This window comes from Halorientalis pallida (assembly GCF_049605515.1).
Taxonomy (GTDB): Archaea; Halobacteriota; Halobacteria; order Halobacteriales; family Haloarculaceae; genus Halorientalis; species Halorientalis pallida_A.
Map to the genome: position 1 here is coordinate 2,016,162 of NZ_CP187158.1, position 12,161 is coordinate 2,028,322.

General features: G+C 68.2%; 11 protein-coding genes. 7 read left to right on the forward strand and 4 right to left on the reverse strand.

Annotated elements, in window-relative coordinates; translation table 11 throughout:
- The first annotated feature begins 15 nt into the window (after positions 1–15).
- Both ACOZ4N_RS11875 and ACOZ4N_RS11880 read left to right on the forward strand, forming a co-directional pair.
- Positions 16–390 carry a DUF7532 family protein gene (locus ACOZ4N_RS11875; protein ID WP_424016592.1) on the forward strand — a complete coding sequence of 125 codons (375 nt, stop codon included), beginning with the start codon at positions 16–18 and terminating at the stop codon, positions 388–390.
- Positions 387–1,793, forward strand: coding sequence for a DUF402 domain-containing protein (locus tag ACOZ4N_RS11880; RefSeq protein WP_424016593.1), 1,407 nt, complete (start codon positions 387–389; stop codon positions 1,791–1,793). Before ACOZ4N_RS11875 ends, ACOZ4N_RS11880 begins: the two co-directional genes overlap by 4 nt.
- 72 nt (positions 1,794–1,865) lie before the next feature.
- Here the strand turns inward: ACOZ4N_RS11880 and ACOZ4N_RS11885 are convergent, their stop codons facing one another.
- Complete coding sequence (locus tag ACOZ4N_RS11885) at positions 1,866–3,257, reverse strand: LVIVD repeat-containing protein (protein ID WP_424016594.1); 1,392 nt, start codon at positions 3,255–3,257, stop codon at positions 1,866–1,868.
- Between the two features lie 87 nt (positions 3,258–3,344).
- On the opposite strand from ACOZ4N_RS11885, the gene ACOZ4N_RS11890 reads away from it, so the two are divergent.
- Entirely contained in the window at positions 3,345–3,761 is a 417-nt protein-coding gene (locus tag ACOZ4N_RS11890) for a hypothetical protein (protein WP_424016595.1), read from the forward strand.
- Positions 3,762–3,776: 15 nt separating this feature from the next.
- Here the strand turns inward: ACOZ4N_RS11890 and ACOZ4N_RS11895 are convergent, their stop codons facing one another.
- Complete coding sequence (locus tag ACOZ4N_RS11895) at positions 3,777–4,391, reverse strand: TetR/AcrR family transcriptional regulator (RefSeq protein WP_424016596.1); 615 nt, start codon at positions 4,389–4,391, stop codon at positions 3,777–3,779.
- 140 nt (positions 4,392–4,531) lie between these two features.
- Here ACOZ4N_RS11895 and ACOZ4N_RS11900 point away from each other — a divergent pair, with 140 nt between their 5' ends.
- Genes ACOZ4N_RS11900 through ACOZ4N_RS11915 form a run of 4 tightly spaced genes read left to right on the forward strand, consistent with a single transcriptional unit; the run spans position 4,532 to position 10,369 of the window.
- A complete protein-coding gene (locus ACOZ4N_RS11900) occupies positions 4,532–6,124 on the forward strand; it encodes a COG1361 S-layer family protein (RefSeq protein WP_424016597.1) in 1,593 nt (530 codons plus the stop codon).
- Position 6,125: 1 nt separating this feature from the next.
- Positions 6,126–8,885: an efflux RND transporter permease subunit gene (locus ACOZ4N_RS11905; protein WP_424016598.1), complete on the forward strand. Its 2,760-nt coding sequence runs from the start codon at positions 6,126–6,128 to the stop codon at positions 8,883–8,885.
- A 54-nt stretch (positions 8,886–8,939) separates the two neighbouring features.
- A complete protein-coding gene (locus tag ACOZ4N_RS11910; protein WP_424016599.1) occupies positions 8,940–9,677 on the forward strand; it encodes an SDR family NAD(P)-dependent oxidoreductase in 738 nt (245 codons plus the stop codon).
- 41 nt (positions 9,678–9,718) lie between these two features.
- Positions 9,719–10,369, forward strand: coding sequence for a hypothetical protein (locus ACOZ4N_RS11915; RefSeq protein ID WP_424016600.1), 651 nt, complete (start codon positions 9,719–9,721; stop codon positions 10,367–10,369).
- Positions 10,370–10,375: 6 nt separating this feature from the next.
- Here ACOZ4N_RS11915 and ACOZ4N_RS11920 read toward each other — a convergent pair whose 3' ends face one another.
- The gene (locus tag ACOZ4N_RS11920) at positions 10,376–11,320 is read right to left on the reverse strand and encodes a MinD/ParA family ATP-binding protein (RefSeq protein WP_424016601.1); all 945 of its coding nucleotides are present in this window, start codon (positions 11,318–11,320) and stop codon (positions 10,376–10,378) included.
- Positions 11,321–11,481: 161 nt separating this feature from the next.
- The gene (locus tag ACOZ4N_RS11925; protein WP_424016602.1) at positions 11,482–12,063 is read right to left on the reverse strand and encodes an LURP-one-related/scramblase family protein; all 582 of its coding nucleotides are present in this window, start codon (positions 12,061–12,063) and stop codon (positions 11,482–11,484) included.
- Positions 12,064–12,161 lie beyond the last annotated feature (98 nt).

The window sequence follows — 12,161 nt, forward strand, 5'->3', positions numbered from 1 at the left end:
CGCCAACGGCCGGGCATGCACTTCGATCAGCGGACACAGCAGGCGCTCCGCGAGGCCGGCCTGTCGACCGAGGAGATCGGCGCGGCCTCCGAGCGCGTCGTCGAGGCGACGGCCGAGACGGCCGAGGCCATCGAGGACTTCTTCGACGGACTGGACACCGTCCACTCGGACATGGACATCGCCCACAGCGCCAGCGACGTCGTCGAACACGACGTGGAGTACGTCGACCTCTACACCCACGCCGACGACCTGCGGGGCTACCTGAAGTTCGACGGCTGGGGCGTCTACGTCGAGGGCGGCCGCATCCTCACCGACGAGACCGTCGAGTTGAGTCTGGGCCCGACCGTCCACGACCGGGTGCGGTTCACGACCGATCCCGACGCGCTATGAACGTCCGCGTCCGCGGCATCTACAGCACGGCCCTGACCGGGACGTTCGCCGACCGCGGGGACCTGTCGGTGGTCCAGGCCTCCGACGCCATCGCCGACCGCTTCGAGGGCTCGTTCCCGCCGATTCACGCCGACGCGAGCGTCGAAACGACGGGCGACCGACAGGGCGTCGGCGTCGCCGGCGACCCCGAGGCGGTGGCGACGCTGGCGGATCTGCTCGCCGACGTGGGGCGGGACACCCTCGTCTGGACCGACCCCGCGCCGCGCGACGCGGTGTTCGACGGCCGCGTAACCGAGACGCTCGGGAGTGGCGCGGTCGTCCGCCTCGGCGACGACGCGGAGGGCTTCCTGCCCTACGAACGCGCCGACGACCGCGTGGAGACCGACGACCGGGTTCGCGTGCAGGTGCGTGAACCCGCCCCGCCCTGGGGTTCGAACAGACCCGTCCTCGACACGGAACTCGGGTTCGCGGGCGCGCTGGCCGAACTGGTCCGGGGCGGCTCGACCACCCGCGGCGGCGGCCCGGCGGACATCGTCGACCTCATCTCGGCGGACCCCCGGGACGGCTGGGGCGTCCGCTGGGGACACCTGTCCGACGACGCGGAGTTCGACGCGCTCGCCGACGCCCTGCAGGCCCACAACGAGCGCGCCGAATCGCTGGATGAGGCGCTGGCCGACGCCCCCGATCCCGGGGAGACGGTCGGGCGACGCTGGGACGGGACGGCGACACGGTGGGTCTGGTTCGGCCGTGAGTCCCGCTTCGCGCTGGACGAACGCCGGCGCGACGTGGTGCCGACGATGCCCGGCCACCACCGCATCAAGGCCGGCGACGACCGCGCGAGCGCCGCCGTCGACTTCGCGGAGGCGATCTGTGGCTCGACGGACGGCGGGGACGGCGACGGACTCGACTTCCCCTTCGGCGTCGTGACCCGGCAGTTCGGCCCCCACGAGGGCGATTCGGTCGAGATCGGCCACGGCAAGCCCGACGGCCGCTACATCAGCCTCGGCCGGGGCGACGTGGCCGCGTCCGACCCCGACGGGACCGTGACGGTCTCGCGGGAACTCTCGCCCGGCGGGCGGCTAGACGCCATCGGCGAACCCATCGAGGCCGGCGACGTGGCCGTCACGAAGTTCAAGGAGGGCCGCTGGTGGTACGCGACGGTCTACCGGGACGCCGAGGACCGCCGGAAAGGCACCTACGTCAACGTCTGCACGCCCGTGGAGGTGTTCCCCGACACCGTGCGCTACGTCGACCTGCACGTCGACGTGGTGAAACACGGCGACGGCCGGGTCGAGCGCGTCGACGACGACGAACTCGACGCCGCCGTCGAATCGGGGGACGTGCCAGAGGACCTGGCCGAGAAAGCCCGGAGCGTGGCCAGCGCGGTCGAGAACGCCTTGTAGGGCTCAGTCGGTGGTCGTTCCAGCGCGTGGCTCACGGCTCGTTTCACTCGCCGTTCGTCCGGACCCGATCCCTCACTCCGTTCGGTCTCGGGTCGCCCGCCACGCACCCAGTCCGAGGCCAGCCAGCCCCGCCAGCACGCCGAATCCGGGGCCGCTCGCGTCGGTCGTGGTCGCAGTTCCGGTCCCCGACGCCGTGTCGGTCGCGCCCGCGGTCGGGGATTCGCTCCCGTCCGCGGGCGTCAGGCCGGACCCGGGATCGGGGAACGTGTAGAGCCGTTCGGTGATGTCGACTCCGGGCGGCTGGTCGACGCTGGGAGCGACCAGAAAATCGCCCGCCGGACACGCGGTCCAGAAGCAGGCGTCGTCGGTGTCGCGCCAGGCGGCGACTTCGGTGGGGTTCGCGGGGTCGCTCACGTCGAAGACCTTGACGCCGCCCTGGTACCAGGCGGTGTAGAGTCGGTCGCCGGCGAACCCGAAGTTGTGGGCGGTCGTCCAGACGCCGTTCGAGTAGCCGGCGCTCTCCCCCTCGGGGACCGGCGGCGGGTCGATCCGGGTGAGCCGCTGGGGGTTCGCCACGTCGGACACGTCGTAGAGGACGATGCCACCGGGGCCGGGCTGGAACCACGCCTCGATCCCGATGCCGAGCAGGTCGCCGGTGTCGTTCACGGCGACGTAGTGGTCGTTCCCCGGCCGTCGGAACCCGTCTCGCCGGGCGGCGTTGCGCCCGTACTCCCGGAGGTCTTCGACCGACCGGCCGCGGACCCGGGAGACCAGCGAGGGTGTCGCCGGGTCGCTCACGTCGACGATCCAGGTGCCGGCGTCCCAGTGGGCCAGGTAGGCCAAGCCGTCCTGCACGTACACGTCGTGGAGGTTCGCGAGCGCGTATCGCACGTCGGCCCACCGCTGGTCGTGGTCGGTGAGCGCCCAGCCGCCCAGTCGTTCCGGGTCGGCCCCGACCGAGACCGTCGCGAGGCCGACGCTGCCGGCGCTGTTGGCGGTGAGGTAGGCCACGCCGTCGGCGATGTCGCAGTTGTGGATCGGATACCGCGTCTCGTGGACGCCCAGTCGCTCGGGGTCGGCGGGATCACTCACGTCGTAGAAGACGGCGGCCTCGATGGCGTCCCGGCTGGCGTTGGCGGGGCCGACGACGGCGAGCGTGTCGCCGTCGCATTTCACGTCCCAGACGTTGCGCAGGGGGCCGTCCGCGCGGTCGGCGAGGATGTCGCGGCGCTCGGCCAGCAGGCTGGGGGCGGTCGGGTCGGCGAGATCGACGGTCGCGAACCCGTCGGAGACGGCCGCGACGGCCGTGGTGCCGTCGTCGGTGACGACGGTTTCGGCGAGACCCGGGAGTTCGAGCGTCCCGAGCGGTGCGAACGAGGACGACGATTGCGGGCGGGGGCGACCGGTGGCGGCCGGAGCCATCCCGACACCGGCCGTCGCGGCGAGGAACTGGCGGCGGCGCATAGCCGAACCTGGGGGCACCGACACCTATGGGTTGTGGTGGCCACTCGCCGCGACAGGTTCAACACGCGTGGTGTGGTATCATAACACATGGCACCGGACGGATCGACGGCACCGGCGGACCTGACCGAGGACGAACGGGCGGCGTTACACCAGGTCGAACTCGGGCTGGAGTGGCTCCACCGGGCCCACGGGCATCTGGTCGAGTTTCACCACAATACCGGGCACGCGATGGACCACCTCGCGGAGGCCGAACCACTCCTTCGGGAGTGTGGCTACGACGATCTGGCCGACGCAGTGCGGGACCGGTATCTGCCCCACGGCGTCATCGACGACGACCGGTGGTCCTACGACGTGCTGGAGAGCTTCCAGGAGGGGTTTCTCGACGAGATCGAGGGGTTCGAGCGGGAGGCCCGCGACGTGGTCGCCGACGGCCAGCGTCACGCCGCCGAGCGGGCACAGGAGCGGACGTGGAAAGAGAGGGCCGGGCGGGAGCGACCGGAGTAACCCGGTGATCGCCGTTCAGGACCCGTCGGCGAGGAGACGTGTCTCGACGTAGGCTTCCAGTTCCGCACGAACCGCGTCGAGGTCGGGTTCCGTGCTCGTCGTCGCCCGAAACATCGCTCCCTGCATGATCGTGACGATCATCGTCGCGACCTGCTCGGTGTCGACGTCGTGGAAGATTCCCTGCTCGATGCCCTCCTCCAGCACGTCCTCGACCCGCGATTTGAAGAACTGGTCGTTTCTCGTGAACTGCTGCCGGAAGGCGTCGTCGTGGGCCGACTGTGCCCGCAGTTCCGTCATGGCGCGGTGAAACTCCTCGTTGTCCCCGGCGAGAAAGTCGGTGAACACGTGGTCGAACCCGATCTGGAGCCGGTCGTCGGCGGCGTCGGCCTCCTCCAGCGGAATCGTTCCCTCCATCCGTTCCAGCATGAAGGCCATGAAGTCGACCAGCAGTGCGTCTTTGCTATCGTAGTGGTGGTACAGCAGGGACTTGCTCTTGTCGAACTCGTCGCCGATGCGCTGGATCGTCAGGTCCGCGTACCCGTGCTTCGAGAGTGCATCGTACGTGGCCTTCATGATGGCCTCGCGCGTGTCGTCGGGGTCCGGCTCGAACAGGTCCGTCCGGTTCGGCATTGTTGACTGAATATTCAATCACCGACTAATAGCCTTTCGACTCTCCCCATCGAGCAACGAGGCTGGTACCGAATGGAAAGATACTTGTGTTGAATGAACGTTCAATCAAGTACGCGAACTGACTGAACGTTCAATCAAGCATGAGAGGAACACAACTCGCGGTTCTCGGAGTCGTCGCACTGTTTCTGGTACCGATGCCGGCGCTTGGCGGATTCGTCGTGTCGGGGAATCCGGAGCTGTCGGCGTCTATCGGGGACAACACCGTCGTCTCCGGGGAAGACACGACGCTTTCCCTCCAGATCAACAACCAGGGAGAGGTCGACTACGGCTCGGCCAGTGGATTGGAGTCACAGGTCACCAAGGCCCGCGGGATGACGGTCGACCTGCAGTCCGGGAAGGCACCGGTGTCCATCGAGACGGACCGGCAGACCGTCGGGCAGTTGCCCGGTGAAGCCTCCACCGAAGTGCCGTTCGACATCGCCGTCGCCGAGGACGCCGAACCGGGGACCTACACCCTGACGGCGGAGGTCGACTACGAGTACTACTCACGGATCACCCAGTCCGACACGGGCCTGCGGAGCTACAACGAGAAAAGCGAGACCGATACGTTCCAGGTCACGCTCCGGATCGAGGACAGCGCCCGGTTCGAGATCGTCGACACCGAGTCCGACGTGCAGGTCGGCTCCAGCGGCACGGTCGGCGTGACCATGGAGAACACCGGGACGGAGACGGCCAGTGACACGAGCGTCAAACTCGAATCGCTGAACAGCGACCTCACCTTCGGCCAGTCGAGTTCGGCCACCCGCTACGCCGGCGAGTGGGCACCCGGCGAACGGAAGACCATCCAGTACCAGGTCAAGGCCTCGTCCGACGCCGAACAGCAGCGCTACGCCTTCCGCGCGACCGCCAGCTACGACGACAGCGACGGCGTGGCCCACCAGTCCGACGGACTCTCGATGGGTGTCGTCCCGCTACCCGAGACGAACTTCGAGCTGTCGAACGTCGAGTCCTCGCTCCGCGTCGGTGAGGACGGCACGCTCTCGGGGACGATCCGCAACGACGGCGATCTGGTCGCCGACGACGTGGTCGTCCGGCTGACCAGCCAGCTCCAGAACCTCAGCCCCACCGACAAGGAGTACTCCGTCGGGACGCTCGAACCCGGCCAGTCGGCGGAGTTCGACCTCGACATCGAGGTCAGCGACGCCGCCACGAGCGGCCCCAAGCAGTTCGTCTTCGTCGCCGAGTACCGCGACGGCGACGGTGACGCGCGCACGAGCGACGACCTGCCGACCCGCGTCGACGTGGCCCCCGGTTCCGACGCCTTCGCCGTCAGTATCGTCAACGGTTCGGTCGAGAACGGCGGCTCGACGACTATCGGCGTCGAGGTCACCAACACGGCCAACGAGACGCTGTCGGCCATCTCGGCGAAGATGTTCGCCGACAGCCCGATCAGCGTCTCCGACTCGGAGGCGTACATCGACGAACTCGGCCCGGGCGAGTCGACGACGATCAGCTTCAACGTCGGGGCCAGCGGCGCACTGCCCAAGCAGTACCCGCTGTCGATCGACTTCGAGTACGACGATGCGGACGGTGACACGCTGCTCTCGGACCGCTACCGCGTCCCGATCGACGTGCGCGAACGGAGCGGTGGCGGCGGCGGCTTCCCGCTGACGCTCGTCGGCGTCGGCGTCGTCCTCGTCGTCGCTATCGGCGGTTACATGCGCTTCCGCTAACATGGATCACCAGCGCGTCATCGACCGGATCGACGAGACCATCGTCGAACGGCCCGGCCGGATCATCCTCGCGTTCCTCCTCGTGACAGCCGTGTTCGCGATGGGGCTGGGTAGCGTCGGGACCTCTGCCGGGACCTCGCAGTTCACCACCGGCCTCCCGGCCGAGGAGGCCTTCACCCAGGTCAACGAGAAGTTCTCCCCCACGTTCGCCGCCGACACCGGGAGTACGTCGCTCATCCAGCACAACCGGAACGTCCTCGACAGGGAGTCGCTGCTGAACATGTTGCGCGCCCAGGAGCGACTCCAGGAACGGGACTCCTTGCGCGTGATCTCGACCGGCGGGGCGGCCCGCATCGTCGCCACACAGCTCGATCCGACGGCGACGACGCTGGACGAACAGATCGACGCCGTCGAGGGCGCGACCGCCGGTGAGATCGACCGGGCGGTCGCGCGGGCGGCCGAGCGGAGCCCGCAGTTTTCGGGCCTTCTGAGCAACGACTTCAACCCCGAGTCCGCGACCGCGACCGCGACTATCGGCTCGGTGAGCCACGAGGTCCCCGCCGGACTCTCCTCCGGGTCGGGTCAGGGCGGCACCAGTCCGCTGACGCCGATCCAGGAGCAGTCGATCTTCGTCGTGTCGACCGTCGAGGGGTCGATCCAGGTGTTCGGGTCGGGCGTGCTGGCCAGCGAGTTCTCGAACGTCATCCTCGACTCGCTGCTGATCGTCGTGCCCGCCGCGGTGATCTTCATCACGTTCTTCCTGATCATCGCGTACCGGGACCTGATGGACCTCCTGCTGGGCGTCGTCTCGCTGGTGATGGGGATCATCTGGACGTTCGGGTTCATGGGCCTCGCTGGCATCCCGTTCAGCCAGATGCTGATCGCCGTGCCGCCGCTGTTGCTGGCGGTCGGGATCGACTTCGGCATCCACGCCATCAACCGCTACCGCGAGGAGCGGGCCCACGACTACTCCATCGAGGAGTCGATGCGGGTCACGACCGACCAGTTGATCGTGGCCTTCTTCATCGTCACCGGGACGACGGTCATCGGCTTCGCCGCCAACCTCATCAGCGACCTCGGCCCCATCCGTGACTTCGGGGTCGTCGCCAGCGTCGGCATCGTCTTCACCTTCCTGATCTTCGGGATCTTCCTCCCGGCGGCGAAGGTGTGGATGGACCGGAAACGCGAGAAGTACCCGATCCCCACGTTCAGCCAGACGCCGATGGGCTCCGAGGGGTCGGCGCTCGGGAGCGTCCTCCGGATCGGCGTCGTCATCGCCAACCGCGCGCCCGCCATCTTCCTGATCCTGATCCTGCTCGGGACCGCCGGCGCGGGCTACTACGCCACCGGCGTCTCCACCTCCTTCGCCCAGGAGGACTTCCTCCCGCCGGAGGACAACCCCGACTGGGTGATGGAGTTGCCCGAGCCGTTCCGCCCCCACGAGTACACCGTCACGGAGACGACGAACTTCCTCGAAGACAAGTTCGACTCCACCCAGTCGGACTCGGTGACCATGTACGTCGAAGGGCGGTTAGAGAAACCCACAGCCCTGGAGAGTATCCACAGGGCCGGCGACGACCCGCCCGACACCATCATCACTGACGACGGCCGCCACGCCGACTCGACGAGCATCGTCACGGTGATCCAGGACCGCGCCCAGCGCAACGAGTCGTTCGCCCGGCTGGTCGACCGCAACGACCGCAACGACAACGGGATTCCCGACCAGAACCTCGGTGACGTGTACGACGCCCTGCTGTCCTCGCCGGCCCGCGGGCAGGCGCTGAACTACATGACCGAGGACCGCCGGGCCACGCGCGTCGTCTACACGGTCGAGTCCGGCGCGGAACAGGGCGAGATCACCGCCGACGCCCGCGAGATGGCGGACGGCTTCCGGTTCCACGCCGTGGCGACCGGCCAGACCGTCGTCTTCCAGGCGGTCTCGGACGTGATCTTCATGTCGGCCGTAGAGAGCCTGGCGCTGGCCCTGCTCGGGGCGACGCTGTTCCTGTTGCTCGTCTACTACGTCCTCGAAGGACGGGCGACGCTCGGCATCGCGAACGTCATCCCGATCATCACGACGGTGTCGCTGGTGGCGGCGACGATGCGCTTCGCCGCGATTCCGTTCAACGCCATCACGGCGACGATGCTGGCGATCACCATCGGGCTCGGGATCGACTACTCCGTCCACGTGACCCACCGCTTCGCCGACGAGCGCCGGGAACACGACCTCGTGACGGCCCTGGACCGGACGGTCCGGGGGACCGGCGGTGCGTTGCTGGGCAGTATGCTCACCACCGTCTTCGGCATCGGCGTGCTGGGCCTGGCGCTGTTCCCCGCCATCGGACAGTTCGGCATCCTGACCGCGGTGAGCATCGTCTACTCGTTCCTCACGTCGATCTTCGTCCTCCCGGCGGCGCTGGTGCTGTGGGACCGCTTCGTCGGCTACGACGAGGGGGCGGCGGCGACCACGGGCGGGGGCGGCCCCTCGCCGGATCTGGGGCCCGAACCCGCTACCGGGACGCCCAACCCCGACGTGGCCGCATCGGCCGAGGACACGTCACTGACCGAATCCCTGCTGGGAATCGGTTCGTCGGACGACGGAACGGACGCCGCGGCCAACGGCGGTGCGACGGCCAGCGGGAACGGTGACGCGACCACCGCCGACGGCGATGCGGAGTCGGCGGGCGAAGACAGCCCGGACGAGACCGAGGCAGAGCCCACGGAGCCGACTGCCGACGCGGACTCGACCGCCGAGGACTGACCGGCGGCGGCCGCGGGGCGGGCCGATTAAGCGCCCGGCGGCCCTATCGGGGGTATGCTCACACCCGATCTCTCGGGGCGGACGGCACTCGTGACGGGGAGCGCCAAAGGCGTCGGGCGGGAACTGTTGCTCGCCATCGCGGCCTGCGGGGCCGACGTGGCGGTTCACTACCGGACGAGCGACGCGGCCGCCGAGGCAGTCGCCGAGCGCGCCCGCGAGGACGGCGTCGACGCGGCGACGGTGCAGGCCGACGTGACCGACCCCGACGAGGTGGACGCGCTCTTTTCGGCGGTCGAGGAGCGTCTCGGGACGGTGGACGTGCTTGTGAACAACGTGGGCGCGTTCGCGCCGGTCCACTGGGAGGAGATGGCTTTCGACACCTGGCGGACCGTGCTGGAGACGAATCTCGACGGGACCTACCTCTGCTCGAAGCGGGCGCTACCGGGGATGCGCGAGGCGGGAGACGGGCGGATCGTCAATATCGGGTACGCCAGCGCCGAGCGGGCGCTGGTGAGTCCGAAGAACTTCCCGTACTTCGTGGCGAAGACGGGCGTGTTGATGTTCACGCGGATGCTGGCGGCCGACACGGCCGACGACGGGATCACGGTCAACGCGGTCTCGCCGTACGTCGTCGAGAACTCCGACGAGTTCCCCGACGACCTTCCGCGGGGCCGCCCTGCGGCGTTTGCCGACCTGATCCAGCCGACGCTCTTTTTCCTCGCACCGGACAGCGACTACTGCAGCGGCGCGAACGTCGAGGTGTCGGGCGGGTGGTTGCCGGAACGCGTCTGACGGCGGAACTCTTTTTTCCGATTACGTGAATGTGAGACAATGTGACGGTCAAAGAACCGAGGGCCACGGAGGAGGAGCGGGTCGCCGTGCCAGTTGGGGAGGCTGGCGTCGACCGGGAGGAGCTACCGCTGGACGTGCGCGTCGAGTTCTGGTTCGAGATGTTTCCCTGGTTCCCAGCCTTCAGCGCCGGGTTCGGGGCGTTCGTACTCGGCTACCTCGGGTTGTTCGCGGTGGCAGTCGCGGGGTCGCTGTCGCTGCCCGAGGGGAACCTGCCGGTCCGGGTCGGCTTCCTGTTTTACAACGCGCACAACGTCGTCGTGACCGGCCTGACGACGGCGCTGCCCGACAGCATCCCGCTGACGAAGAACTACCTGCCGATGGTCGAGCACACACTGCTCTTGCGGTTCTACCCCGCAATCGTGCTCACCGTCGCGAGCGCGCTGTTTACGTTCTTCCGGGTCCCGATCCGGCGGAGTATGGGGGCCACACTCGCGACCGGGATGGCCATCGCCACGGGGTACGTCCTGATCGCACTGGCCGGCACCTTCGCGTTCTCCCTGCAGGTCGACAACATCCTCTACCAGCCGTCCCGCGCCGGGACGCTGGTGTACCTCCTCTGTTACGGCCTGCTCTGTGGCGTCGGCGGGAGCCTGTGTGGCCAGGCGGTAATCGGCGCAGTCAGCGGAGAATAGGGACGGTTACCGACCGATCGCGTCGACGAACCGACCGAAGCGACCCTCCTGCTCCTCGCTCTCGGCGTCGTCGGTCGACCCTCCGGCAGCGGCCGACTCGTCGCCGCCGTCGACGGGGGGCTCCTCCGGCACGTCGTCGCCACCGGCAGAGGCCGCCGGGGTACTCACTTCGACGCTCGTCGCCGATTTCTCGGGCGTCGGTTCCAGCGTACTGGTGATCCGGGGCGTCTGCCCGGGTTCGATGTCCAGCACTGCAGCGGGATCGGTCGCCACGTCGTGGCCGATGAGCAACCGGACGACCAGCGTGCGGTAGGGCATCAGCGGGTCGGCACCGGGTACGTCGAGGTCGGGGATCGTCGCGAGATGGTCGGTGCCGACGATGTCGACGATCTCCTCGTCGGTCAGCCCCTGACAGGTCCGGGAGACGACGAGGCCGGCGACCGAGCAGTCGAGCCCGCGGACGAAATCGGCGGTCTTCTTCGCGTCCAGCACTGCGGCGCGATCCGGCGTGGTCATCACGATGGTCTCGTCGGCCGCCTCGATGGGGATGGCGCTCTCCCGGGAGACGCCGCTGGCGGTGTCGAGGACGATGGCGTCGTACCGACCGGCCAGTACGTCGACGACCTCCGTGATCCCGCTGGGATCGGCGGCCGCGAAGGCGTCGAGTTCGCTGGCCCCGGGTAACACGTCGAGTCTGCCGGCCGCGTCGAGCGCGTCGGCCGACTCGCCGACGATGGCGTCTTCCAGGTCGGCGTTCCCGCCGAGCACGTCGTGTAACGTCGGTTCGTGGTCGATGCCGATGATTCCCTGGAGGTTCGACATCGCCAGGTCAGCGTCCACGAGGACGACCTCCCGGCCCGTCGCCCGCAACGTCGCCGCGAGGTTCGCCGCCGTGGTCGTCTTGCCGACACCGCCCTTGCCGCCGGCAACTGCATAGACTGTCGCTGGCATTATCGTCGAGAACGAGACGGGCCACAATAAAGCAGGGCTACCGTTCGCGCACGGAAAGGGTGCTACAGGCAGTGAGAACGTGTTTTCACCGATGATATTCCGGAGGAGACGGCCACTACCAGCCGATCCCGATTTCCACGAGCGATAACGGCGGACGGGCGTCAGTTCCCCTGGATCGCGTCGATCACCATCGCGGCGGCGACGATGGGCTCTTTCGGGACCGCGCTCGCGTCGTCGATGGTGATCTCGTAGCGGTCCCGGAACGAGATTTGGCCCTCGATGGTGCCGACGTGGGCCCCGGACGCGTCGGTGATCTCGTACTTGTGGGGGATCAGCCAGCCGAAGGGGAGGAGGTTCCGCGCGAGGGTGACCACGGCACCCCGGGAGTCGATGCGAGCGAGTTCGTGTCCGTCCTCGGCGTCCCGAATGGTCCAGGTGTCCTGAAAGATCGAGAAGTCGTTGTCCAGCACGACGAGGTCCTCGTCCGTCCGGGAGTCACGCAGGACGTAGTTGCCGGCCACGTCGAGCATGCCGGTGGCCTCGACCTCGAAGACGTCCTCGCCCTGGTCGTCGACGAACGGGAACTTCTCCTTGAGCTTGAACAGCTTCTGTTTGCCCCGGAGGACGACGCCACCGCTCGAATCCATCGCCTTGTACTTGTTGCGGATCAGGCTCTGTTCGACGGTGTAGCTGTCGTCGGTGAGGGCCAGCCCCTCGATGTCGTACTCGCTCGCGGTCGCCATACCTGGCCGTCAAATCCCGTCTGCATGAGCCTTTTCCTCGAACCCCCCGCTGGCGGGAACCGACAGGGTTTCACTGGACCGGGCCCTGACCGCGTACA

Coding starts and splice junctions, on each gene's coding strand:
- ACOZ4N_RS11875 (WP_424016592.1), top strand. CDS start 16: ATGCACTTCGATCAGCGGACACAGCAGGCGCTCCGCGAGGCCGGCCTG.
- ACOZ4N_RS11885 (WP_424016594.1), bottom strand. CDS start 3,257: ATGCGCCGCCGCCAGTTCCTCGCCGCGACGGCCGGTGTCGGGATGGCT.
- ACOZ4N_RS11900 (WP_424016597.1), top strand. CDS start 4,532: ATGAGAGGAACACAACTCGCGGTTCTCGGAGTCGTCGCACTGTTTCTG.
- ACOZ4N_RS11905 (WP_424016598.1), top strand. CDS start 6,126: ATGGATCACCAGCGCGTCATCGACCGGATCGACGAGACCATCGTCGAA.
- ACOZ4N_RS11895 (WP_424016596.1), bottom strand. CDS start 4,391: ATGCCGAACCGGACGGACCTGTTCGAGCCGGACCCCGACGACACGCGC.
- ACOZ4N_RS11880 (WP_424016593.1), top strand. CDS start 387: ATGAACGTCCGCGTCCGCGGCATCTACAGCACGGCCCTGACCGGGACG.
- ACOZ4N_RS11910 (WP_424016599.1), top strand. CDS start 8,940: ATGCTCACACCCGATCTCTCGGGGCGGACGGCACTCGTGACGGGGAGC.
- ACOZ4N_RS11925 (WP_424016602.1), bottom strand. CDS start 12,063: ATGGCGACCGCGAGCGAGTACGACATCGAGGGGCTGGCCCTCACCGAC.
- ACOZ4N_RS11890 (WP_424016595.1), top strand. CDS start 3,345: ATGGCACCGGACGGATCGACGGCACCGGCGGACCTGACCGAGGACGAA.
- ACOZ4N_RS11920 (WP_424016601.1), bottom strand. CDS start 11,320: ATGCCAGCGACAGTCTATGCAGTTGCCGGCGGCAAGGGCGGTGTCGGC.